This window comes from Streptomyces sp. 17_S59 (assembly GCF_056930295.1).
This window is the reverse complement of the sequence record NZ_JBXOWD010000001.1, coordinates 6,403,340-6,426,477: the sequence shown is the minus strand read 5'-3', so window position 1 is coordinate 6,426,477 and position 23,138 is coordinate 6,403,340. Positions and strand designations below refer to the sequence as shown.

The window sequence follows — 23,138 nt, the reverse complement described above, 5'->3', positions numbered from 1 at the left end:
TGTGGGACGCGCTGTGGGACGCACTGCGGGAAGCCTTGCGGGACGATCTGTGGAACGCCCTGTGAGCCCTTCCGCCCCGGTGCGCCCGGCCGCGCGCGTCCGTACGCACCGGCCCGTCACGCCCTGGCTGTTCCTGCTGCCGGGCCTCGCCGTCGTCGCCGCCTTCAGCCTGTATCCCTTCCTGAGCACCTTCGCCAAGGCGTTCACAGACGCCCGTACCCTCGCCCCCGGCGAGTGGACCGGCCTGGCGAACTTCCGTGCCCTGCTGCACGACGAGCAGTTCTGGGTGGCCCTGCGCAACAGCTGCCTGTACGTGCTGCTGGTCGTGCCGTTCACGGTGATGCTGCCGCTGCTGCTGGCCCTGCTGGTGCAGAAGCGGATGCCCGGGGTCGCGTTCTTCCGGTCCGCCTTCTACACCCCGGTCGTGGCGTCCGTCGTCGTGGTGTCCCTCATCTGGGTGTGGATGCTCGACGACCGCGGCCTGGTCAACGGCATCCTGCACGCCCTCGGCGCCGGGCCGGTCGACTTCCTCGGCGACTCGTGGCTGCTGCTGTTCAGCGCCATGGCCCTGACCGTGTGGAAGGGGCTCGGCTACTACATGATCATTTATCTGGCGGCGCTCGGGAACGTCCCCCGCGAGCTGCACGAGGCCGCCGCCGTCGACGGGGCCGGTGCCCTGCGCCGCTTCGCCAGCGTCACGCTGCCCACGGTCCGGCCGACCATGGTGCTGGTCGGCGCGCTCTCGTCCGTGGCGGCGTTCAAGGTCTTCTCCGAGGTCTATCTGATGGCCGGGCCCACCGGGGGCCCCGCCGGGCAGGACACCACCCTGGTGATGCTCGTCCAGCGGACCGGCACCGGGCTGAACGGCCGGGTGGGCTACGCCTCCGCGATCTCCCTGGTCGTCTTCGCCGTCGCCCTCCTGCTGATGCTGCTCGTGCTGCACGCAGGCCGCGAGGGCCGGGCCGGACGGGTCGGCCGCGGGGAGGAGGGCTGATGCTCCGGACGACCGGCCGGGAGAAGGCCCTGCGCTATCTGCTGATGCTCCTGGTGCTGACGGTCGCCGTGGGGCCCTTCCTCTGGCAGCTGTCCACCTCCCTCAAAGGCACCACCGAGGACGTCTACACCTCGCCGCCGCGCTTCCTGCCGCAGCACCCGACGACGCAGAACTACCGGCAGGTCGCGGACATCATCCCGGTGTGGGACTACGTCCTCAACTCGCTCCAGGTCGCGGCGGCCAGTGTGGTCACCAACCTGGTCGGGGCCTCGACGGCCGGGTACGCGCTGGCCCGGCTGCGCTTCCGGGGCCGCGGGGTGGCGGGGCTCGCCTTCGTGCTGGCGCTGCTCGTCCCCCTGGAGTCCATCGTCATCGCGCAGTTGACGATGATGCGCGACCTCCACCTCAACAACACCCTGACCGCGGTCGTCCTGCCCGGTGCCGTCGGCGCCCTCAACGTCCTGCTGATGCGCAACGCCTTCGCCGCCTTGCCCTACGAGGTGGAGGAGGCGGCGGTCATCGACGGGGCGAACGCCTGGCAGCGGTTCGTCCGGATCGGGCTGCCGGCGGTGCGCGGCACCCTCGCGGTCGTGGCGATCTTCGCCTTCATGGGCGCGTGGGACGACTTCCTGTGGCCGCTGATCGTCCTCTCCGACCCGGACAGGTTCACCCTGACCGTAGGGCTCGACTACCTGCACGGCACCTTCGCACAGAATCCCCGGCTGGTCGCCGCCGGGACCGTCATCGCGGTCGCCCCGCTCATCGTGATGTTCGCCTTTCTCCAGCGGTACTTCTTCCGCGGGGTGGGCGAGGGCGCCGTCAAGGGCTGAAGGGATCGTCCACGTGCGCTTCGGCGTCAACTACACCCCCACGAGCGGCTGGTTCCACCACTGGCTCGACTTCGACCTGGACTCCGTCCGCGCCGACCTCGACTCCGTCGCCGCCCTCGGGCTGGACCACGTCCGGGTCTTCCCGCTCTGGCCCCTCTTCCAGCCCAACCGCACCCTCATCCGGCCGCGCGCCCTCGAACAGCTCGGCCTGCTCGTGGACGCAGCGGCGGAGCACGGGCTGGACGTGAGCGTCGACGGGCTGCAGGGCCACCTCTCCAGCTTCGACTTCGTCCCCTCCTGGACCACCACCTGGCACCGGCGGAACCTCTTCACCGACCCGGACGTCGTCGAGGGCCAGGCCGCCTACCTCGGTGCGCTCGGCGGGGCGCTTGCAGACCGGCCCAACTTCCTCGGCCTGACGATCGGCAACGAGATCGACCAGTTCTCGGGCGACCCCCATCCCGACCCCGACCGGATCGGTCCGGAGCAGGCGGGCCGCTGGCTGCGCCGGATGCTGGACGCGTGCGAGGCGGCCGCGCCCGGCCGGATGCACACGCACGCCTCCTACGACGCCGCCTGGTACGACGGGGCGCATCCCTTCACCCCCGCCCACTCGGCGCGGCTGGGCGACGCGACCGCCGTGCACTCCTGGGTCTTCAACGGCACGGCCCAGCGGCACGGTCCGGCGGGCGCCGCGACCGAGCGGCACGCCGCCTATCTCGTCGAGCTGTCCAAGGCGTGGGCGGAAGACGCCGCCCGTCCCGTCTGGCTCCAGGAGGTCGGCGCCCCGGCGCCGCACATCCCGCCGGAGGCGGCCGCGGCGTTCACGCGGGCGACGCTCGACCACGTGCTGGACTGCGCGGGGCTGTGGGGGGTGACGTGGTGGTGCTCGCACGACGTGGACCGGGGGCTGGCGGACTTTCCCGAGCTGGAGTACGGGCTGGGGCTGCTGACCAATGACCGGCGGGTCAAGCCTGCGGGGGAAGTGGTGGCGCGGGTGGTGCGGGAGTGGAGTGCGGTGCGGGAAGCGCCGGAGCCGCGGCGGGTGGGGCTGGTGGTGGATGTGGGTGAGGGGGACGGGGCGCCGGGGCGGGGGGTGTGCGCGCCGGGTGGGGCGTTCTTCGAGGCGTGGATGCGGATGGCCGAGCGGGGGGTGACGGCGGCGGTTGTGCTGGCCGAACGGGCCGCGGATGCGGGGCACTTGGCCGTGCGGGGGATTTCGGAGGTGGTGGGGGTTGAGGAGGTTTGACATGAGCCGAGCCGCCAGACCGTCAACCGCCGTGTCACGGCGCGCCGTTCTCGTCGGCGGCACCGCGGCACTCGCCGCAGTCGCCCTGCCCGCCGGGCACGCCGCGGGTGCCGACGGCGACATCCAGCCCTACGCCTCGTACTGGTACCCCGACAGCCTCCCGGACGGTGTCCCCGGGCCCGGGGTGCGGTGGCGGAGTCTGCGTGCGTGGCGGGCCGAGGACGATCCCGACCTGCCGTTCAACCGGGCGACCGTACCGCTCGCGACGCGCTTCGCTCCCCCGCCGCCCAACCCCACCGCCCGCGCCGGCCAGGCGCGCGTCTCCGCCCTCGTCTCCTTCGCGCCGACCTCGGCCAACCCCTCGCAGGGCTCCGCCACCGCCGACTACTACGCGCTCACGCACTGGGCCTACCTCGACGAGCTGGTGTTCTGGGGCGGCTCGGCCGGCGAGGGGCTGATCCTGGCGCCCAACGCCCCCGTCGTGGACGCCGCGCACCGCAACGGCGTGCCCGTCCTCGGCACGGTCTTCCTGCCGCCCGCCGCCTACGGCGGACAGCTGCGCTGGACGCAGGAGCTGGTGCGGCGCTCGGCGGACGGCGCCTTCCCCCTCGCCGACCAGCTGATCCGGGTGGCACGGACGTACGGCTTCGACGGCTGGTTCCTCAACGCCGAGACCGGCGGCGGGGACGCCCGGCTGGGGGCCGGCATGCGGGACTTCGTCGCGTATCTGCGCAGCCGCGGCAAGGGACTTGGGCTCCGGGTCACCTGGTACGACGCCATGGCCGTCTCCGGCGACGTCTCCTGGCAGAACGAGCTGAACGACCGCAACTCCCCCTTCTTCACCGCCGCCGACACCATGTTCCTCAACTTCAACTGGAGCCGCTCCGGCCTCGACTCCTCCGGGCGGCTCGCCCGACACCTGGGGCGGGACGCGCACGAGCTGTGGGCGGGCATCGACGTCGAGGCGAACGGCTGGGACACCCGGGTCGACTGGGACGCGATCGTCCCGGCCGACCGGCCGCACGTCGCCTCGTACGGCTTCTACCGCCCCGAGTGGACCTGGAAGAGCCTGCCCGCGGACCGGCGCTCCCCCGCCGGCTTCCACGCGCGCGACGACCGCTTCTGGTGCGGGCCGTCCCTGGACCCGGCCCGCCCCGACCCGGGCCCGTGGCGGGCCCCGGTGGCATCCGTCGCGGACCGCTCGACCGTGACCGCACTGCCCTTCGCGACGACCTTCAACACCGGCCACGGGCTGGCCTGGTACGAGCGGGGCGTGCGCACCGCCGACGCCGCCTGGAACCACCTGGGGCTGCAGGACCGGCTGCCCGGCCGCCGCTGGGCAGTGCACACGGCAGGCGCCCGGCCGGCCGTCTCGTTCGACTTCGCGGACGCCTGGCACGGCGGCTCCAGCCTCCTGGTGGCGGGTGACCTCGCGCGGCCGGCGACCGTCGAGCTGTACGCGGTGCGGCTGCCGCTGTCCGGGGCGACGGTCGTCGAGCTGACGCACCGTGCCGACCCCGGATCGGCGGCCGTCCGGGTGGAGCTGGCCGTCGCACCGGCGGAGGGGCAGCCGTACCGCTTCTCGTACATACCCGCGGGCACGCTCCGCGCAGGCGGCGGCCGGGGCTGGGCCACGGCCGTGCTGCACGTGGGCAGGCTGCTGCGCGGCCGCGCGGGACGGACGGCCCACACCCTCGGCATCCGGCTGACGGCGCCGGCCGGCGGGCACGTCCGGTGGCGGCTGGGCCGCCTGGCGGTGCGCGACGCCGCTCCGGCGGCGCCCAGGCGGCCGGGCGCCGTCTCCGTGACCGCCTCGCGGCGCACCGCGGACGGCACGGCGGCCCTGCGGCTGGCCTGGGGTGCGGCCGGCGGGCCCGGCACCGGGGAGGGACCGGGTCTGCGCCACTACGAGCTGCGCCAGGCCCTGCCCGGGGGCGGCTTCCGCTTCCTGGGCGGCACCTGCGGGCATGCCTACTACGTCCCGGCGCTGCGGCGCACGGGCGGCGAGGCGGCCACCCGCGTCGAAGTGCGCGCCGTGGACGAGCTGTACACCGCCTCGGCGCCCGCGTCCGTCGCGTTCCGCTGGTAGCCGTACTCAGCCGTACCCGCAATCCGTGCTCGCGTGAGGTTCCCCGAAGGAGAGGCATGCACAACGACCGCACCATCATCGAGGCCCGCCTCGCGCGGGTGCTGGACGAGCGCGTCCGGCCGGCCGTCCACCCCGAGTCGGTGCCGCTGGACGTCACGGTGTGGCACGCGCCCGGCGAGCCCGTGTCCGTGGCCGAGGGCCTGGCGGCCGTGCGCACGCCGATCGAGGTGGGCGCGGAGTGGGGCCCGGCCTGGGGCACGAGCTGGTTCACCGTCTCCGGGACCGTGCCGCGGGCGTGGGTGGGCCGTACCGTGGAGGCCCTGCTGGACCTGGGCTTCGACGAGAACATGCCGGGCTTCCAGTGCGAGGGGCTCGTCTACCGCCCCGACGGCTCACCGGTCAAGGGCCTCAACCCGCGCAACCAGTGGGTGCGTATCGCCGAGCGGGCGGCGGGCGGCGAGCGGGTCCTGCTGCACGTCGAGGCGTCCGCCAATCCGGTGATCATGGACTACCGGCCGTTCCGGCCGACCGAGCTGGGCGACCGGGAGACCGCCGACGACGCGCCGCGCTACCGCCTGGCCCGCATGGACCTGGCCGTCTTCGACCGCACGGTGTGGGAGCTGGTCCAGGACCTCGAGCTGCTGGGCGAGCTGATGGCCGAGCTGCCGGTGGAATCGCCGCGCCGCTGGGAGATCCTGCGGGCCGTCGAGCGGTCCCTGGACGCGATCGACCTCCAGGACGTGGGCGGCACGGCGGCCCGCGCCCGCGCGGCGCTGACCGGGGTGCTCGCAGCTCCGGCGCACGCCTCGGCGCACCGCATCAGCGCGGTCGGGCACGCGCACATCGACTCGGCGTGGCTGTGGCCGCTGCGCGAGACGGTGCGCAAGGTGGCCCGTACGACCGCCAGCATGACCGCGCTGCTGGAGGAGGAGCCGGACTTCGTCTACGCCATGTCCCAGGCGCAGCAGTTCGCGTGGATCAAGGAGCACCGGCCCGAGGTGTACGCGCGGGTGAAGAAGGCGGTGGCCGAGGGCCGCTTCGTCCCGGTGGGCGGCATGTGGGTGGAGTCCGACACCAACATGCCGGGGTCGGAGGCGCTGGCGCGGCAGTTCGTGCACGGGAAGAGGTTCTTCCTGGAGGAGTTCGGCATCGAGACGGAGGAGGTGTGGCTGCCGGACTCCTTCGGCTACTCGGCGGCGCTGCCGCAGCTGGTGAGGCTGGCGGGCGCGAAGTGGTTCCTGACGCAGAAGATCTCATGGAACCGGACCAACGTGTTCCCCCATCACACCTTCTGGTGGGAGGGCCTGGACGGCAGCCGGGTCTTCACCCACTTCCCGCCGATCGACACGTACAACGCGCGGCTGTCCGGGCAGGAGGTCGCGCACGCGGTCCGCAACTTCCGGGAGAAGGGCGGCGCGACGCGCTCGCTGGCGCCGACCGGCTGGGGCGACGGCGGGGGCGGCACGACGCGCGAGATGGTGGCGCGGGCGAAGCGGCTGGCGGACCTGGAGGGATCGGCGCGGGTCGTCTTCGAGAAGCCGTCGGCCTTCTTCGAGAAGGCGCACGCGGAGTACGGGCACGCGCCGGTGTGGGTCGGCGAGCTGTACCTGGAGCTGCACCGGGCGACGCTGACCAGCCAGGCCCGGACCAAGCAGGGCAACCGGCGGTCGGAGCACCTGCTGCACGAGGCCGAGCTGTGGGCGGCCACCGCGGCCGTGCGCACCGGGTTCCGCTATCCGTACGAGGCGCTGGACCGGCTGTGGAAGACGGTGCTGCTCCACCAGTTCCACGACATCCTGCCGGGGACCTCGATCGCATGGGTGCACCGGGAGGCGGCCCGCACGTACGCGGAGGTGGCGGAGGAGCTGGAGTCGATCGTCTCCGGGGCGCTGGCGGCGCTGGCCGGGGAGGAATCGCCTGCGGAGGAGGTGGTCGTCTTCAACGCGGCACCGCACGCGCGGGGTGGCGTACCGGCGCACGGTGCGGCGCCCGTCAGCGCCCCGGCCGCCGCCGGGCACGCCGCGCCCGAACCGCGCGAGGGCGGGGGTTTCGTGCTCGACAACGGGCTGCTGCGCGTCGTGATCGACGGGCGCGGGCTGATCGTCTCGGTCTACGACCCGCAGGCCGACCGGGAGGCCCTGCCCCCGGGCGGTGCGGCCAATCTGCTGCAGCTGCACCAGGACTTCCCGAACATGTGGGACGCGTGGGACGTCGACCACTTCTACCGGAACACGGTGACCGATCTGACGGACGCCGAGACGCTGGAGGTGGTGGACGACGCGGCTGCCGGGTCGGTGCGGGTTGTCCGCTCCTTCGGCTCCTCGCGCGTCGAGCAGCGGATCTCCCTGCCGGCGGGCGCGCGGCGGGTGGACATCGCCACGGAGGTCGACTGGCACGAGACGGAGAAGTTCCTCAAGGCCGCGTTCCCGCTGGACGTGCACGCCGACCGGGTGGCGGCCGAGACCCAGTTCGGGCATCTGTACCGGCCCACGCACACCAACACGAGCTGGGACGCGGCCAAGTTCGAGGCGTGCGCGCACCGCTTCGTGCACCTGGAGGAGCCGGGGTGGGGGGTGGCGCTGGTCAACGACTCGACGTACGGGTACGACGTGACGCGGGCGGTGCGTGCGGAGGACGGCGGGACGACCACCACGGTGCGCCTCTCCCTGCTACGAGCCCCGCGTTTCCCGGACCCGCGCACCGACCAGGGGGTGCACCGCTTCCGGTACGCGCTGGTGCCCGGTGCGTCCTTGGGGGACGCGGTGCGGGAGGGGTACGCGATCAACTTGCCGGAGCGGCGGGTTCGGGGAGTCGGCGGGGGCGGGGTTGCGCCGCTGGTGCGGGTGGACGGGGGCGGGGCCGGGGTGGTCGTCTCGGCGGTGAAGCTGGCGGACGACGGGAGCGGGGATGTGGTGGTGCGGGCGTACGAGGCGTTGGGGGGTCGGGCTCGGGTCCGCCTGACGGCGGGGTTCGCCGTTGCGTCGGCGAGTGTCTGCGACCTGCTGGAGCGGCCGGTGGGGGCGGTTGCGGTGGAGGACGGCGGGGTGGGGCTGCGGCTGCGGCCGTTCGAGATCGTGACGGTGCGGCTGGGCCGGGGGTGACGGCATCAGGACGCGTGAGGCCGCCGGAGTCCCTGGAGGAGGAGGGCGATCAGGCGTCGGGGGGCGTAGCGGGGGTCGTTGTCGTGTCCGATGCAGAGGTTGCCGATGCCGCGCATCAGCTCGTAGGGCTGCGTGCCGGGCCTGATGTCGCCGGCCTCGACCGCGGCGTCGAGCAGTTGGGCGCAGACGGGCAGCAGGCGGTCGAGGAAGTAGGCGTGCAGCGCGGCGAAGCGGTCGTCGTCGGACTGCAGGGCGTCGGCGAGTCCGTGCTTGGTGACCAGGAAGTCAACGAAGAGGTCGATCCACTGGCACAGCGCGTCGAACGGGGAGTCGGCACTGGCCAGCAGACGGGGGCCGGCCTCGGCGCATGCCTCGATCTGGTGGTGGTAGACGGCGGTGACGAGATCCGCCCGGGTCGGGAAGTGGCGGTAGATCGTGGCCATCCCGACGCCTGCCCGGGCCGCGATCCGGCGGATCGGCGCGTCGACGCCGGAGGTGACGAAGACCTCGGCGGCTGCGGTGAGCACCGTCTGCCGGTTGCGCTGGGCGTCGGCCCGCTTGCTTCGGGACGGCGGCTCCCCTGCAGGGCTCTCGGTGGCCATCACGTTCTCCTTCGGTACCGCTTGACAAAACGGAGCACCGCTCCAGATATTAAATGGAGCAGTGTTCCGTTTCAGCTTAGCCGAAATTGGGACGTTCCTGACTGACTGTCTTGTCCGCCTGCCGGTCGCAGGAGACCGGCGGGCGGCAGGCGCCACCGAAGGGGAACCCACATCGTGAGCACATCCACTGCCACCAGCGCCGACGCCTTGGGCACGCCCGTCCCGGTCCTGTCCTTCAGCCCCGTAGTCCTCTCCGTGCCCGGACGTCCCGTGGACCTCCAGGTGCGCGTCTCCGCACCCGCGACCGGAACCGGCCTCCCCGTCATCCTCCTCTCCCACGGTCACGGCCCCTCGAACAACCTCTCCTCGCTCAACGGCTACGCGCCGCTCGCCAACTTCTGGGCGGCACACGGATTCGTCGTCGTCCAGCCCACCCACCTCACCTCCCGGACACTGAGCCACCTGGTCGCCGACGCCGCGGGAGCGCCCGTCTTCTGGCGCTCCCGCGCCGAGGACATGACCCACATCCTCGACCGGCTCGACGTGCTCGAGCGCACTGTGCCGCAGCTCGCGGGACGGATCGACCACACCAAGGTCGCCGTCGCCGGACACTCGCTCGGCGGCTTCACCGCTGCCCTCCTGCTGGGCGCCGGGCTCAACGACCCCGACACCGGGAACGTGGTGCACCTCGTCGAGCCCCGGATCAAGGCGGGCGTACTGCTCGCTGCGCCCGGCAGGGGCGGCGACGTCCTCAACGGGCCCATGGCCGGGCAGTGGCCGGTCATCGGGGCCGTCGACTTCTCCACCATGACCGCACCCGCGCTGGTCGTCGCGGGCGACAAGGACGACTCCCGGCACTTCACGGACATGGGGCCGGACTGGCACGCCGACCCCTACACCCTCGCCCCCGGCCCCAAGACCCTGCTCACCCTGTTCGACGCGGAGCACGGACTCGGCGGTATCGCCGGTTACGACGCCGCCGAGACCACGGACGAGAACCCCGAGCGGGTTGCCGCCCTCGCCCGGCTCACCGCGGCCTACCTCCGCACCCGGCTTCACCCCGGCGCCCTCACGTGGCAGACCGCGTGCGAGGCACTGACGACCGGTCCCGACCCGGTAGGACGAGTCGAATCCAAGTAGCTGGAGGGCCGGGGGCTTGCCCCCGGTTTCGGGAAGGGGCGGGACCGGGGAAAGAATGCCCGCCGTGACCACCTACGTAGCCCTCCTCCAGGGCATCAACCTCGGCGGCAAGCGCCGCGTCCCCATGCAGACCCTGCGGGAGCTGCTCGGCGGGCTCGGCTGCCAGGCCGTCCGCACCCATCTCAACAGCGGAAACGCCGTGTTCACCCACCCGGACGCCGACGCCCCGGCGCTCGCCGCGGGTCTGCAGGCCGCCATCGAGCGCGAGCTGGGGCTGTCCGTGGACTGCCTCGTACGCGAAGCGGGTGACATACGGCGCGTCGTCGACGCCAATCCGCTCGGCGACCGGGACTTCGACCCCAGTCGATTCGTGGTGATCTTCCTGCCCGGCCCGCCCGACCCCGCCACCGTTGCCGACCTGGACCCGGCGGCGTACGCACCCGAGGAGTTCGCCCTGGGCGAGCGCGAGGTGTACCTGCACTGCGCCGTCGGCATCCGCGACTCCAAGCTGGCGAAGGTGCTGACGAGCCGCCGTCTCGGCATGGTGGGCACGGGGCGGAACTGGAACACCGTCACCAAGCTCGCGGACATGGCGGACGCCGGGCCGCCCGACCGCTCCGCTTAGCATTCGAACATGAAACTGCGTTTCCCCCGCCCGCGCGGGCGGCGGCTGTTCGCCGCCACGGCCGCGGCCGTCGCCCTCCTCGGCGGCGGCACCTGGACCGTGGCCTCGGCAACCGGCGGCGATCCGCCCGTGCACCGCGAGGACCGGTTCATGACGGTGCCCGAGGGGCCGGGGGACGACGGCACGGTCCGCATCGACACCTCCTTCTTCACCTCCGGCGGCGCGGGCCGCCGGCCCGCCGTGCTGCTGGCGCACGGCTTCGGCGGCAGCAAGGACGACCTGCGCCCCCAGGCCGAGGAACTGGCCCGGTCCGGCTACGCCGTGCTGACCTGGTCCGCGCGCGGCTTCGGGCGGTCCACCGGGCGGATCGGGCTCAACGACCCGGACCACGAGGTCGCGGACGTCGGCCGCCTCATCGACTGGCTGGCGCAGCGGCCCGAGGTGCGCCTGGACGCGGCGGGAGACCCCCGGGTCGGCATCGCGGGCGGCTCCTACGGCGGCGCGATCTCCCTGCTCGCCGCCGGGTACGACCCGCGGGTCGACGCGATCGCCCCGCAGATCACCTACTGGAACCTCGCCGACTCCCTCTTCCCGGGCGGCGTCTTCAAGAAGCTCTGGTCGGGGATCTTCTTCAACACCGGCTCGACGGGCTCCCCCGTGTCCGCCGGTTCCCCGGCCGATTCCCCCTCCGGCCCCGGCCCCGGCACCGCCGCCCGCCCCGGCAACGGCCCGCGCAGCGAGGGCAAGGCGGCCCCGCCGCCGGAGGGCTCCGGCTGCGGCCGGTTCGAGACGAGCCTGTGCGAGATGTACGAGCGGGTGGCCGTCGCCGGAAAGCCGGACGACCGGGCGCGCGAGCTGCTGGAGCGCCGCAGCCCCGCCGCGGTCGCGGGCCGGATCAGGGTTCCGGCCCTGCTCGTCCAGGGGCAGAGCGACTCGCTGTTCCCCCTCGACCAGTCCGATGCCGCCGCCGAGGCCATCCGCCGCAACGGGGCGCCCGTGTCCGTCGACTGGATCGCGGGCGGGCACGACACCGGGACCAAGTCCGAGCAGGACCGCATCGAGAGCCGTACCCGCGCCTGGTTCGACCGCTACCTCAAGGACGACGAGGGCGCGGACACCGGCCCGGCGTTCCGCGTCAGCAGGACCGGGGGCGTCGACACCACCGACGGCCGGGCCCGGCTGCACCCCGCGAGCGGCGACCGCTACCCGGGGCTCCGCTCCGACCCCCGCACCGTCGTGCTGACCGGCCGTGAGCAGTCGTTCGGCAATCCCGCCGGGGCCGCCCCGCCGGCCCTCTCCGCGGTGCCCGGCATCGGGGCGCTCTCCCAGCTGTCGGGCCTCGGCCTCGGCGTGTCCCTCGACTTCCCCGGCCAGTACGCGCACTTCGACTCCGAGCCGCTCGACGAGGACGTCCACGTCACCGGAGTGCCGACCGCGAAGGTGAAGGTCGCGTCGGACACGGGCGAGGCAGTGCTCTTCGCCAAGGTCTACGACGTCGGCCCGGACGGCCGGCAGCAGCTGCCCAGGCAGCTCGTCGCCCCGGTGCGCGTCACGGACGCGAAGGACGGCAGGACCGTCGAGCTGCGGCTGCCCGCCGTCGACCACACCTTCGAGGCCGGGCACCGGATGCGGCTGGTCCTGGCCGCCACCGACCTGGCCTACGCCTCGCCCGTCCAGCCCGCCGCGTACACCGTCTCCCTCGCGGACGGCGGCGGCCTGAGCATGCCGACCGCACCCGGGGTGCGGACCGCGGCGGCCGGGCTGCCCTGGTGGACCTGGGCCATGCCGCTCGGCGGCGCCGTGCTGGCCGCGCTCGTCCTGCTGACGGGGCGGCGCCGGTCGGCCGTGCCCGCGCCCGATCCGGCGCTCGCCGAGGTACCGCTCCAGATCACGGGGCTGAGCAAGCGGTACGCCGGGGCCGCGGACCGGTATGCCGTGCGGGACGTATCGTTCCGGGTGGAGCGCGGCCAGGTGCTGGGCCTGCTGGGGCCCAACGGCGCGGGCAAGACGACGACGCTGCGCATGCTCATGGGGCTCATCCGCCCCGACGAGGGGGAGATCCGCGTCTTCGGGCACGCGATCCGCCCGGGTGCTCCGGTGCTGTCGCGGGTGGGGGCGTTCGTGGAGGGCGCGGGCTTCCTGCCGCACCTGTCCGGCCGGGCCAACCTCGACCTCTACTGGCGCGCGACGGGCCGGCCCGCCGAGGACGCGCACATCGACGAGGCCCTGGAGATCGCCGGCCTGGGCCCGGCGCTGGAGCGGGCGGTGCGCACCTACTCCCAGGGCATGCGGCAGCGGCTGGCCATCGCCCAGGCCATGCTGGGACTGCCGGACCTGCTGATCCTGGACGAGCCGGCCAACGGTCTCGACCCGCCGCAGATCCGGGAGATGCGGGAGGTGATGATCCGTTACGCCGCGGGCGGCCGGACCGTCATCGTCTCCAGCCATCTCCTCGCCGAGGTGGAGCAGTCCTGCACCCACCTGGTCGTGATGGACCGCGGGCGGCTGGTCGGCGCGGGCCCGGTCGGGGAGATCACGGGCTCGGGCGACACACTGCTGGTGGGCGTGGCGGGCAAGGTGTCGGACGTGACGGCGGAGAAGGTGGGCGCCCTGCCGGGTGTCGCCTCCGCCGTGCCGACGGACGAGGGGCTGCTGGTGCGGCTCGACGGCGCGGGAGCGCCGGAACTGCTGGTGGAACTGGTCCGGCTGGAGATCCCGGTGGCGAGCGTGGGCCCGCACCGGCGGCTGGAGGACGCGTTCCTGACCTTGATCGGAGGCTCGGCATGACCACGGCGCCGGCGTCCGCGCCCGGTTACCGGGCGCGGCACACCCTGCCCCTGCGGGTGGAGGCGGCACGGCAGCTGCGGCGGCGGCGCACGCTCGTGGTCGGCGCGGTGCTGGCCGCGCTGCCGTTCGTGCTGATGGCGGCCTTCGCGATCGGCGGGGATCCCAAGGGGCGCGACGGGCGGGTGACGCTGATCGACACCGCCACGGCGTCCGGGGTGAACTTCGCGGCCACCGCGCTGTTCGTCTCGGCGGGCTTCGTGCTGGTGGTCCCGGTGGCGCTGTTCTGCGGCGACGCCGTGGCCTCGGAGGCGAGCTGGTCCTCGCTGCGCTATCTGCTGGCGGCCCCGGTGCCGCGGGGGCGGCTGCTGCTGAGCAAGCTGGCCGTGGCGCTGGGGTTCGGCGCGGCGGCGATGGTGCTGCTGCCGCTGGTGGCGCTGGCCGCGGGCACGGCCGCGTACGGCTGGGGGCCGCTGCGGATCCCCGCGGGCGGCTCGCTGGACGCCGGGACGGCGACGGGCCGGCTGGCGCTCGTCGTCGCCTATGTGTTCGTGGGTCAGCTGGTGACGGCCGCGCTGGCGTTCTGGCTGTCGACGGTCACGGATGCGCCGCTCGGTGCGGTGGGCGGGGCCATGGGCCTGACGATCGTCGGCAATGTGCTGGACGCGGTGACCGCGCTCGGGAGCTGGCGCGAACTCCTGCCCGCGCACTGGCAGTACGCGTGGGCGGACGCGCTCCAGCCGCACCTGGAATGGGCCGGGATGATCAAGGGGTCGGCGGTGTCGGTGGCGTATGCGCTGGTGCTGTTCGCCTTGGCGTTCCGGCACTTCCGGGGGAAGGACGTGGTGTCGTAGGGACGGTGTCGCAGGAGCGGGGTCGTGGGAGCGGTGGCGTGCGGGGCGGCCTCGTGCGGGGCGCCGCTCACTCCGCTCCGTGGACCCGCCCCGGCTCCCGCGCCTCCGCCAGCAGCCGCCGCGCCGCCTCCCCCGCCTCCGCCGGGGACCAGCGGGCGCCCTTGTCCGCGGTGGGCCCCGGGCTCCAGCCCTCCAGCACCGTGATGCGGCCCGCCTCGGCCTCGAAGACCCGGCCCGTGACGCCCTCGGACGCGGCCGAGGCCAGCCAGACGACCAGCGGCGAGACGTTCTCCGGGGCCATCGCGTCGAAGTCCTCGCCCGGCCGGGCCGCCATCGCCTCGGCGAACGGCCCCTCCGTCATCCGTGTGCGGGCCGCGGGTGCGAGGGCGTTGACCAGCACGCCGTAGCGGCCCAGCTCGGCGGCAGCGACGAGGGTCAGGGCCACGATCCCCGCCTTGGCCGCGGCGTAGTTGGCCTGGCCCACGCTGCCCAGCAGCCCCGCGCCCGAGGTGGTGTTCACGACCCGGGCCACCGGCGCCCGGCCGGCCTTGGCCTCCGCGCGCCAGTGCGCAGCCGCGTGCCGCAGGGGCAGGAAGTGGCCCTTGAGGTGGACGCGCACCACCGCGTCCCAGTCGTCCTCGCCGAGGTTGACGAGCATCCGGTCCCGCAGGAACCCGGCGTTGTTGACCAGCGCGTCCAGCCGCCCGTACGTCTCCAGCGCGGTGGCGACGAGCGAGGCGGCCCCCGCGTCCGTGGCGATGTCGCCCGTGTGCGCGACGGCCTCGCCGCCCCGGGCGCGGATCTCCGCCGCGGTCCCGTGGGCGGGGCCCGTGGCGGCGCCCTCCCCGGCGGGGCCGGTGCCGAGGTCGTTGACCACGACCCGCGCCCCCTCGTCCGCCAGGGCCAGCGCGTGCGCACGGCCCAGGCCGCGGCCCGCGCCCGTGACGACGGCCACGCGTCCGGTGCAGATCCCGGTCATGTCGCGGCTCCTCTCGCGGCGTCCAGGAAGGCCGGGCGCTCGCCGCCGCCGTGGACGAGCAGGGCGGCGCCGGAGATGTAGGCGGCGTGGTCGGAGGCGAGGAAGACGGCGGCCTCGCCGATCTCGTCGGGCTCGGCGAGGCGCCCGGCGGGGACGGTCCCGGCGACGGCGGCGACGCCCTTCCGGCCGCCGTAGTGCAGGTGGGCCGCCTCGGTGCGCACCATGCCGAGGACGAGGGTGTTGACGCGCACGGCCGGGGCCCATTCGACCGCCATGGTCCGGGCGAGGTTCTCCAGGCCCGCCTTGGCGGCCCCGTAGGCGGCGGTGCCGGGCGAGGGGCGGGTGCCGCTGACGCTGCCGACCATCAGGATCGCGCCGCCGGAGGGCTGTTCGCGCATGATGCGGCGGGCGGCCAGGGACACCGTGAGCGGGGCCGTCAGGTTGAGTTCGAGGATGCGGGCGTGGCCCGCGGCGTCGGCCTCGTCGAGCGGCCGGCAGGGCGTGCCGCCGGCGTTGTTGACCAGGACGTCCAGGCGGCCCGCAGTGGAGCGGAGCCAGGCGAAGAAGTCGTGCACGGCCGCCGGTTCGCGCACGTCCACGGACTGGAAGCGGGCCGTCCGCCCCGCTGCCGAGACCGGCGCGTCCGGTGGGCGGCGGGCGCAGACCACGACCTCCGCGCCCGCGCGGAGGAACGCCCGGGCGATCCCCGCGCCGACCCCGCGCGTGCCTCCGGTGACGACGGCGACGCGGCCCTCCAGGCCGGGAGCTGTGCTCACTTCGCGCCTCCCGCGGCAGGCGGTCCACTGGTACGGTCACGATAGACCTAACAAACGTTTGGTGGAAAGGCGGCCCATGGGCATCTCCACCGCACGTCCCGAGCCGGGAATCGCCGTCGTCACCGTCGACTTCCCGCCCGTCAACGCCCTTCCCGTGCAGGGCTGGTACGAGCTGGCGGGCGCCCTGCGCGCCGCGGGCGGGGACCCGGCCGTCCGCTGCGTCGTACTCGCCGCGGCCGGGCGCGGCTTCAACGCCGGTGTGGACATCAAGGAGTTGCAGCGCACGCCCGGGCACCGGGCGCTGATCGGCGCCAACCACGGCTGCTTCCAGGCCTTTTCCGCCGTCTACGAGTGCGAGGTCCCGGTCGTGGCCGCCGTGCAGGGCCACTGCCTCGGCGGCGGCGTCGGCCTCGTGGGCAACGCCGACGCGATCGTCGCCGCGGACGACGCCTCCTTCGGGCTCCCCGAGCTGGACCGGGGCGCCCTCGGCGCCGCCACCCACCTCGCCCGGCTCGTGCCCCAGCACCTCATGCGGACGCTCTACTACACCTCCCGCACGGTCACCGCCCGGGAGCTGCACCGCCACGGCTCCGTGTGGCGGGTCGTCCCCCGGGACGAACTGGCGGCGGCCGCGCTGGGGCTGGCCCGGGAGATCGCCGCCAAGGACGGATCGCTGCTGCGGATGGCCAAGGCGGCGCTCAACGGCATCGACCCGGTCGACGTCCGCCGCAGCTACCGCTACGAGCAGGGCTTCACCTTCGAGGCAAGCCTCGACGGCGCCGGGGACCGGTACCGCGACGCGTTCGTCGCGCGGCACCCGGGAGGGAAGCGGGCGTGACGGCGGACAAGACGATGACCGCGGACGAGGCCGTCGGGCGCCTCGCGGACGGCATGACGATCGGCATCGGCGGCTGGGGCTCCCGGCGCAAGCCCATGGCGCTCGTACGGGCCCTGCTGCGGTCCGGGCTCACCGACCTGACCGTGGTCTCCTGCGGCGGCCCGGACGTGGGCCTGCTGGCGTCGGCGGGCCGGATCCGCAGGCTCGTCGCCCCGTTCGTCACACTCGACTCCATCCCTCTCGAACCGCACTTCCGCACCGCCCGGCAGCGCGGCGAGCTGGAGCTGACGGAGCTGGACGAGGCCATGTTCCTGTGGGGCCTGACGGCGGCCGCGCACCGGCTGCCGTTCATGCCCGTGCGGGCCGGGCTCGGCTCGGACGTGATGCGGGTCAATCCCTGGCTGCGCACGGTCACTTCGCCGTACGCGGACGGGGAGGAGCTGGTGGCCGCGCCCGCGCTCGTCCTGGATGCGGCCCTGGTCCACCTGAACCGCGCCGACGTGCACGGCAACGCCCAGTACCTGGGCCCGGACCCGTACTTCGACGATCTCTTCTGCGAGGCGGCGCGGGAGGCGTACGTGTCCTGCGAGCGGATCGTCGGGAGCGAGGAGTTCGCGGCGGCGGGCGCACCGCAGACGCTGCTGGTGCCGCGCCACTGCGTCACCGGGGTCGTCGAGGCCCCGGGCGGTGCGCACTTCACCTCCTGTGTGCCGGACTACGGGCGCGACGAGGCGTTCCAGGCGGCGTATGCCGCGGCCGCGGCCGATCCGGAGGCCTGGCGGGAGTTCACGGAGCGCTTCCTGGCCGGGGACGAGGACGGCTACCGGGCAGCGGTCGCGGCCCATGGCGCGGAGGGCGGCGCGTGAGCGGGGATGCGGGGGCTTCCAGGGCCGAGGTCTGCGTGGTGGCGTGCGCGGAGGTGTGGCGGGGCGCCGGGGAGGTGCTGGCGAGCCCGATGGGCGGCGTGGTACCCGTGATCGGCGCCCGGCTGGCCAAGCTGACGTTCGCACCGGAGCTGCTGCTGACGGACGGCGAGGCGCTGCTGATCGCGGACGTGCCGGCGCTGGGCGCGCGGGGCGGGGTCGTCGAGGGCTGGCTGCCCTACCGGCGGCACCTGGCGCTGGCCGCGCACGGAAGGCGGCACGTGATGATGGGCGCGAGCCAGCTCGACCGGCACGGCAACCAGAACATCAGCTGCGTGGGCGACTGGCGGCGCCCGCACCGGCAGCTGATCGGCGTGCGCGGCGCCCCGGTCAACACCCTCAACAACCCCACCAGTTACTGGATTCCCCGGCATTCCCCCCGGGTCCTGGTCGAGCGGGTCGACATGGTCAGCGGCGTCGGCCACGACCGTGCGGCCGCCGCCGGGCCGTCCGCGACGCGCTTCCACCGCATCCCCCGCGTCGTCACGGATCTGGCCGTCCTCGACTTCGAGACGCCCGACCGGACGATGCGGGTCCGCTCGCTGCACCCCGGTGTCACGCCCGGCGAGCTGCGGGCCGCGACCGGCTTCCCGCTCGACGTGCCGGACGACGTGCCCCGCACCCGCCGCCCGACGGCGGCCGAACTGCGCCTGATCCGCGAGGTCGTCGACCCTGGGCAGCAGCGCGACCGCGAGGTGGGAGGGACATGAGGGAACCGTGAGCGAAGCCGCCGCCTGTCTGCCCACCGCGTTCACCCGGCTCGTCGGGGTCCGCCACCCCATCGTGCAGACCGGGATGGGCTGGGTGGCCGGGCCCCGTCTGGTGACCGCGACGGCGCGGGCGGGGGCGCTCGGCATCCTGGGCTCCGCGACCATGACGCCCGAGCAGCTGCGGGCCGCCGTGCGCGAGGTCAAGTCCCGCACGGACCGGCCGTTCGGGGTCAACCTGCGCGCGGACGCCGGTGACGCGGCGGAGCGGGTGGGGATCCTGGTGGCCGAGGGGGTGCGGGTCGCGTCGTTCGCGCTGGCGCCCTCGCGCGAGCTGATCGCCCGGCTCAAGGACGCCGGCGTCGTGGTCGTCCCCTCGGTGGGCGCCCGGCGGCACGCCGAGAAGGTCGCGGCGTGGGGGGCGGACGCGGTCGTGGTGCAGGGCGGGGAGGGCGGCGGCCACACGGGGCCGGTGGCGACGTCGGTGCTGCTGCCGCAGGTGGTCGACGCGGTGGGGATCCCCGTCGTCGCGGCGGGCGGCTTCCACGACGGGCGGGGCCTGGCCGCCGCGCTCGCCTACGGCGCGTCGGGCATCGCCATGGGCACCCGCTTCCTGCTCACCGCCGACAGCACGGTGCCCGCGCCCGTGAAGGCGGCCTACCTCGCCGCGTCCGTCCAGGACGTCACCGTCACCACCAAGGTCGACGGCCTTCCGCACCGCATGCTCCGCACGCCGTTCGTCAGCGCTCTGGAGCGCGCGGGCCGCCCCGCCGCGCTCCTGCGGGCCCTGCGGCACGCGGCGGCCTTCCGGCGGCTCTCGGGCGCCGGCTGGCCCCGCATGCTGCGGGACGGGCTGGCCCTGCGGCACGGCGGGGAGCTGACCTGGAGCCAGGTCCTGCTGGCGGCCAGCACGCCGATGCTGCTCAAGGCGGCGATGGTGGACGGGCGCACGGATCTGGGGGTGATGGCGGCGGGGCAGGTGGCGGGGGTGATCGACGATCTGCCGTCGTGCGCGGAGCTGGTGGAGCGGATCATGGAGGAGGCTTGCGGGACGCTGCGGGGGTTGAGCGGGAGGGTTCCCTCCGGGGGGCTCCGCCCCCCGGAGACCCCGGTCCTCAAACGCCCGACGGGCTGATTTCGATCACCGTCACATTCGCCTGCCCGCCCCCCTCGCACATCACCTGGAGGCCGAACCTCCCGCCCGTCCGCTCCAGTTCGTGCAGCAGCGTCGTCATCAGCTTGGCCCCCGTCGCCCCCAGCGGATGCCCCAGGGCTATCGCCCCGCCGTTGGGGTTGACCCGCTCCGGGTCGGCTCCCGTCTCGGTCAGCCATGCCAGGACCACGGGCGCGAACGCCTCGTTGATCTCGACCACGTCGATGTCGTCCATCGTGAGGCCCGCCCTGCGCAGGGCATGGGCCGTGGCAGGGATCGGCGCCGTCAGCATGCGGATCGGGTCCTCGCCGCGCACCGAGAGGTGGTGGATGCGGGCACGGGGCGTCAGTCCGTGGGCGTGGACGGCCCGTTCGCCGGCGATCAGCAGGGCCGCGGCGCCGTCCGACACCTGGGAGGAGACGGCAGCGGTCAGCCGGCCGCCCGGTACCACGGGACGGAGGGCGGCCATCTTCGCCAGGGAGGTGTCGCGCCGCGGCCCCTCGTCAACGGCCACGTCCCCGTACGGCGCCAGCTCGCGGTCGAAGCGGCCCTCGTCGATGGCGCGCACGGCCCGCCGGTGCGAGAGCAGCGCGTACTCCTCCATCTGCTCGCGGGTGATCCCCCACTGGTCCGCGATCAGCTCCGCGCCGTGGAACTGGCTGACGGGCCGGTCGCCGTAGCGCGCCCGCCAGCCGCGCGAGCCCGCGAACGGGCCGTCCGTCAGGCCCAGCGGCTCGGCGGCCCGGTGGAAGGCGTGGCCGATGGGGATCTGCGACATGTTCTGGGTGCCGCCGGCCACGACCAGGTCCTGGGTGCCGGAGAGCACAGCCTGCGCGGCGAAGTGGACGGCCTGCTGGCCGGAGCCGCACTGCCGGTCGACGGTGACGCCGGGCACCTCCTCCGGCAGCCCGGCGGCCAGCCAGCTCGTACGGGCGATGTCGCCGGCCTGCGGCCCGACGGTGTCCAGGCAGCCGAGGATCACGTCCTCCACGGCCGCCGGGTCCACGCCCGTGCGCTCCAGCAGGGCCGTGATGACGTGCGCCCCCAGGTCGGCGGGGTGGGCGGCGGCGAGCCCGCCGCCCCGCTTGCCGACGGGGGTCCGCACCGCTCCGACGATGAACGCTTCGGCCATGACTCGCTCCAGGGGTTACCGGGATACGGCGATCCCGTCCAGGACCATCGACAGGTACTGCCGGGCGATCTCCTCCGGGCCGTGCGCGCCGCCCGGCCGGTACCACGACGCGGCGACCCACACGGTGTCGCGCAGGAAGCGGTAGGCGAGCCGGACGTCGAGGTCGGCGCGGAAGACGCCCTCGGCCACGCCCCGCCGCAGGGTGTCCTGCCACAGCTCCTCGAACTTCTCCTGGGAGTCGGCGAGGTAGCCGAAGCGGGGGTGGTCGACGAGGTGGCGGGCCTCCTTCTGGTAGATCGCGACGGCGGCGCGGTGCCGGTCGATCTCGCGGAAGGACTCGGTGACGAGCGCCTCGACGGTCTCGCGGGGGCCGAGGCCGGCGGCGAGCACGGCGTCGTAGCCGGCCCACAGCTCGCCGAGGAAGCCGGCGAGGATCTCGTCCAGCATCGACTCCTTGGAGTCGAAGTGGTAGTAGAGGCTGCCCGCGAGCATCCCGGCCTCGTCGGCGATCCTGCGGACGGTGGTGGCGCTGTAGCCCTGCTCGGCGAACACCTCGGCGGCCGTCGCCAGCAGCTCCCCGCGTCGCGCGGCGGACGGCTTGCCGGATCCGGGCCCGGTGGTCTTCTTGCTGATCGGCACGCGTCCATTCTCGGTCACGCGCGCTGGCTGCTGACCGAGACGGTCTCGCCGGTCATGTACGAGGAGTAACCGCTGGCGAGGAAGACGACGACGTTGGCGACCTCCCAGGGCTCGGCGGCCCGTCCGAACGCCTCCCGCTCGGTCAGCTCGGCGAGCAGCCCGGGCGTGGTCACCCTGGCCAGGTGCGGGTGGACGGCGAGGCTGGGCGCGACGGCGTTGACCCGCACCCCGTAGGCGGCGGCCTCCACCGCCGCGCACCGGGTGAGGGCCATGACCCCGGCCTTGGCGGCGGCGTAGTGCGCCTGGCCGCGCTGGGCACGCCAGCCGAGGACGGAGGCGTTGTTGACCACCACCCCGCCCGCGCCGCTCGCACGCATGCGGCGCAGGGCGGCGCGGGTGCAGCGGAAGGTGCCGTTCAGGGTGGTGTCGAGGACCGTGTGCCATTGCTCGTCGGTCATGTCGGCGAGTTCGGCGGTGCCGCCGAGGCCGGCGTTGTTGACGAGGACGTCGAGCGGGCCGTGCCGCGCCTCGGCGAGGTCCAGGAGGGCGGCGACCTGTGCCTCGTCGGTGACGTCGCAGGGGGTGCCGGCCACGCGCGCGGCGCCGAACTCCGCGGCCAGGGCGGCGACGGTCCGCGCGAGGCGGGGCGCGTGGGCGTCGCCGAGGACGACGCTCGCACCCTCCTCCAGGAAGCGCCGGGCAGTGGCCCCGCCGATGCCCGTGCCGGCGGCGGCCGTGACGACGGCGGTGCGGCCGGACAGCAGCTCGTGCGAGGGGGGACGGGGCGGCGGGCCGAAGCTCTCGACGCTGCTCATGACCGTACGTTAACCTACCAAACACTTGTTAGGGAAGGATGGTTGATGACCACTGACCCTGTAGTGCGCTACGAGCGGCTCGGCCCGGTGGCGACGGTCACCATGAACCGGCCCGAGTACCGCAACGCCCAGAATTCCGAGATGACTTATGCCCTGGACGGCGCCTTCTACGAGGCGTCGGCGGACGACGAGGTCAAGGTGGTCGTCCTCGCCGGGGCGGGCGGGCACTTCTCGTCCGGCCACGACATCGGCACTCCGGGGCGCGACGCACACCTGCCCTTCGCCCGCCGGGCGGGGCTGTGGTGGGACCACTCGGACAAGACCGGCGCGGAGCAGCGGTACGCGCGCGAGTCCGAGGTCTACCTGGGCATGTGCCGCCGCTGGCGCGAGCTGCCGAAGCCGGTCGTGGCGAGCGTGCAAGGCGCCTGTGTGGCGGGCGGGTTGATGCTGGCCTGGGTGTGCGACCTGATCGTGGCCGCCGAGGACGCCTTCTTCGCCGACCCGGTGCTGCGGATGGGCATCCCGGGCGTCGAGTACTTCGCCCACCCGTGGGTGATGCCGCCGCGCATCGCGAAGGAGTTCCTCTACACGGGCGACCGCATGAGCGCGCGCCGCGCGTACGAGATCGGCATGGTGAACCGTGTCGTACCGCGCGCGGAACTCGCCGCCACCACCCGCGAGTTGGCCGAGCGCATCGCACGCATGCCGCGCCTGGGTCTCGCGCTCACCAAGCGGGCGGTGAACCAGGCGGAGGACCTGCAGGGCCTGCACGCGGGCCTGGACTCCGCGTTCGCGCTCCATCACCTGGCGCACGCGCACAACGCGGAGACGGCCGCCGACCCCTTGGGGGGCATGGACGTACGGGCCATGAAGGACGCCCGGTGAGCCCGCTCCCCCGCCCACCGGAG

20 protein-coding genes are annotated in these 23,138 nt (G+C 74.2%); 14 read left to right on the top strand and 6 right to left on the bottom strand.

What is annotated here, in order from left to right; genetic code table 11:
- Window positions 1-61 precede the first annotated feature (61 nt).
- The 5 genes from AC1Z4A_RS29055 to AC1Z4A_RS29035 are packed head-to-tail and all read left to right on the top strand — an operon-like array spanning window position 62 to window position 8,263.
- On the top strand, window positions 62-994 hold the full coding sequence (locus AC1Z4A_RS29055; protein ID WP_483682837.1) for a carbohydrate ABC transporter permease: 933 nt from the start codon (window positions 62-64) through the stop codon (window positions 992-994).
- Window positions 994-1,824: a carbohydrate ABC transporter permease gene (locus tag AC1Z4A_RS29050; protein WP_483682836.1), complete on the top strand. Its 831-nt coding sequence runs from the start codon at window positions 994-996 to the stop codon at window positions 1,822-1,824. The genes AC1Z4A_RS29055 and AC1Z4A_RS29050 overlap by 1 nt, the downstream gene beginning before the upstream one ends.
- Before the next feature lie 13 nt (window positions 1,825-1,837).
- Entirely contained in the window at window positions 1,838-3,073 is a 1,236-nt protein-coding gene (locus tag AC1Z4A_RS29045; protein ID WP_483682835.1) for a glycoside hydrolase 5 family protein, read from the top strand.
- Window position 3,074: 1 nt separating this feature from the next.
- Entirely contained in the window at window positions 3,075-5,162 is a 2,088-nt protein-coding gene (locus tag AC1Z4A_RS29040; protein WP_483682834.1) for an endo-beta-N-acetylglucosaminidase, read from the top strand.
- Between the two features lie 56 nt (window positions 5,163-5,218).
- Complete coding sequence (locus AC1Z4A_RS29035; RefSeq protein WP_483682833.1) at window positions 5,219-8,263, top strand: alpha-mannosidase; 3,045 nt, start codon at window positions 5,219-5,221, stop codon at window positions 8,261-8,263.
- 5 nt (window positions 8,264-8,268) lie between these two features.
- On the opposite strand, the gene AC1Z4A_RS29030 is transcribed toward AC1Z4A_RS29035, so the two are convergent.
- Complete coding sequence (locus AC1Z4A_RS29030) at window positions 8,269-8,865, bottom strand: TetR/AcrR family transcriptional regulator (RefSeq protein ID WP_483682832.1); 597 nt, start codon at window positions 8,863-8,865, stop codon at window positions 8,269-8,271.
- 174 nt (window positions 8,866-9,039) lie between these two features.
- Between AC1Z4A_RS29030 and AC1Z4A_RS29025 the strand changes: the two genes are divergently transcribed.
- The 4 genes from AC1Z4A_RS29025 (at window position 9,040) to AC1Z4A_RS29010 (ending at window position 14,268) form a co-directional block, all read left to right on the top strand.
- Entirely contained in the window at window positions 9,040-10,005 is a 966-nt protein-coding gene (locus AC1Z4A_RS29025) for an alpha/beta hydrolase family protein (RefSeq protein ID WP_483682831.1), read from the top strand.
- Window positions 10,006-10,069: 64 nt separating this feature from the next.
- A complete protein-coding gene (locus AC1Z4A_RS29020; RefSeq protein WP_483682830.1) occupies window positions 10,070-10,630 on the top strand; it encodes a DUF1697 domain-containing protein in 561 nt (186 codons plus the stop codon).
- A gap of 9 nt (window positions 10,631-10,639) precedes the next feature.
- Window positions 10,640-13,417, top strand: a complete 2,778-nt coding sequence (locus AC1Z4A_RS29015) for an alpha/beta fold hydrolase (RefSeq protein WP_483682829.1) — start codon at window positions 10,640-10,642, stop codon at window positions 13,415-13,417.
- The gene (locus AC1Z4A_RS29010; protein ID WP_483682828.1) at window positions 13,414-14,268 is read left to right on the top strand and encodes an ABC transporter permease; all 855 of its coding nucleotides are present in this window, start codon (window positions 13,414-13,416) and stop codon (window positions 14,266-14,268) included. Before AC1Z4A_RS29015 ends, AC1Z4A_RS29010 begins: the two co-directional genes overlap by 4 nt.
- Before the next feature lie 67 nt (window positions 14,269-14,335).
- Here AC1Z4A_RS29010 and AC1Z4A_RS29005 read toward each other — a convergent pair whose 3' ends face one another.
- Complete coding sequence (locus tag AC1Z4A_RS29005) at window positions 14,336-15,247, bottom strand: SDR family oxidoreductase (protein WP_483682827.1); 912 nt, start codon at window positions 15,245-15,247, stop codon at window positions 14,336-14,338.
- The gene (locus AC1Z4A_RS29000) at window positions 15,244-16,023 is read right to left on the bottom strand and encodes an SDR family oxidoreductase (protein ID WP_483682826.1); all 780 of its coding nucleotides are present in this window, start codon (window positions 16,021-16,023) and stop codon (window positions 15,244-15,246) included. Before AC1Z4A_RS29000 ends, AC1Z4A_RS29005 begins: the two co-directional genes overlap by 4 nt.
- A gap of 76 nt (window positions 16,024-16,099) precedes the next feature.
- On the opposite strand from AC1Z4A_RS29000, the gene AC1Z4A_RS28995 reads away from it, so the two are divergent.
- The 4 genes from AC1Z4A_RS28995 to AC1Z4A_RS28980 are packed head-to-tail and all read left to right on the top strand — an operon-like array spanning window position 16,100 to window position 19,626.
- Window positions 16,100-16,861 (top strand): enoyl-CoA hydratase family protein, encoded by a 762-nt coding sequence (locus tag AC1Z4A_RS28995; RefSeq protein ID WP_483682825.1) that lies wholly within the window; start codon window positions 16,100-16,102, stop codon window positions 16,859-16,861.
- Window positions 16,862-16,875: 14 nt separating this feature from the next.
- Complete coding sequence (locus AC1Z4A_RS28990) at window positions 16,876-17,727, top strand: CoA transferase subunit A (RefSeq protein WP_483683764.1); 852 nt, start codon at window positions 16,876-16,878, stop codon at window positions 17,725-17,727.
- Window positions 17,724-18,494 (top strand): CoA-transferase subunit beta, encoded by a 771-nt coding sequence (locus tag AC1Z4A_RS28985; protein ID WP_483682824.1) that lies wholly within the window; start codon window positions 17,724-17,726, stop codon window positions 18,492-18,494. The genes AC1Z4A_RS28990 and AC1Z4A_RS28985 overlap by 4 nt, the downstream gene beginning before the upstream one ends.
- Window positions 18,495-18,501: 7 nt before the next feature.
- Window positions 18,502-19,626, top strand: coding sequence for an NAD(P)H-dependent flavin oxidoreductase (locus tag AC1Z4A_RS28980; RefSeq protein ID WP_483682823.1), 1,125 nt, complete (start codon window positions 18,502-18,504; stop codon window positions 19,624-19,626).
- Here AC1Z4A_RS28980 and AC1Z4A_RS28975 read toward each other — a convergent pair.
- Genes AC1Z4A_RS28975 through AC1Z4A_RS28965 form a run of 3 tightly spaced genes read right to left on the bottom strand, consistent with a single transcriptional unit; the run spans window position 19,607 to window position 22,230 of the window.
- The gene (locus tag AC1Z4A_RS28975; RefSeq protein ID WP_483682822.1) at window positions 19,607-20,776 is read right to left on the bottom strand and encodes an acetyl-CoA C-acetyltransferase; all 1,170 of its coding nucleotides are present in this window, start codon (window positions 20,774-20,776) and stop codon (window positions 19,607-19,609) included. The genes AC1Z4A_RS28980 and AC1Z4A_RS28975 overlap by 20 nt on opposite strands.
- Window positions 20,777-20,791: 15 nt before the next feature.
- Window positions 20,792-21,415 (bottom strand): TetR/AcrR family transcriptional regulator, encoded by a 624-nt coding sequence (locus AC1Z4A_RS28970; protein ID WP_483682821.1) that lies wholly within the window; start codon window positions 21,413-21,415, stop codon window positions 20,792-20,794.
- Window positions 21,416-21,429: 14 nt separating this feature from the next.
- The gene (locus AC1Z4A_RS28965; RefSeq protein WP_483682820.1) at window positions 21,430-22,230 is read right to left on the bottom strand and encodes an SDR family oxidoreductase; all 801 of its coding nucleotides are present in this window, start codon (window positions 22,228-22,230) and stop codon (window positions 21,430-21,432) included.
- A 45-nt stretch (window positions 22,231-22,275) separates the two neighbouring features.
- On the opposite strand from AC1Z4A_RS28965, the gene AC1Z4A_RS28960 reads away from it, so the two are divergent.
- Window positions 22,276-23,115: an enoyl-CoA hydratase gene (locus AC1Z4A_RS28960; RefSeq protein ID WP_483682819.1), complete on the top strand. Its 840-nt coding sequence runs from the start codon at window positions 22,276-22,278 to the stop codon at window positions 23,113-23,115.
- Window positions 23,116-23,138: the final 23 nt, after the last annotated feature.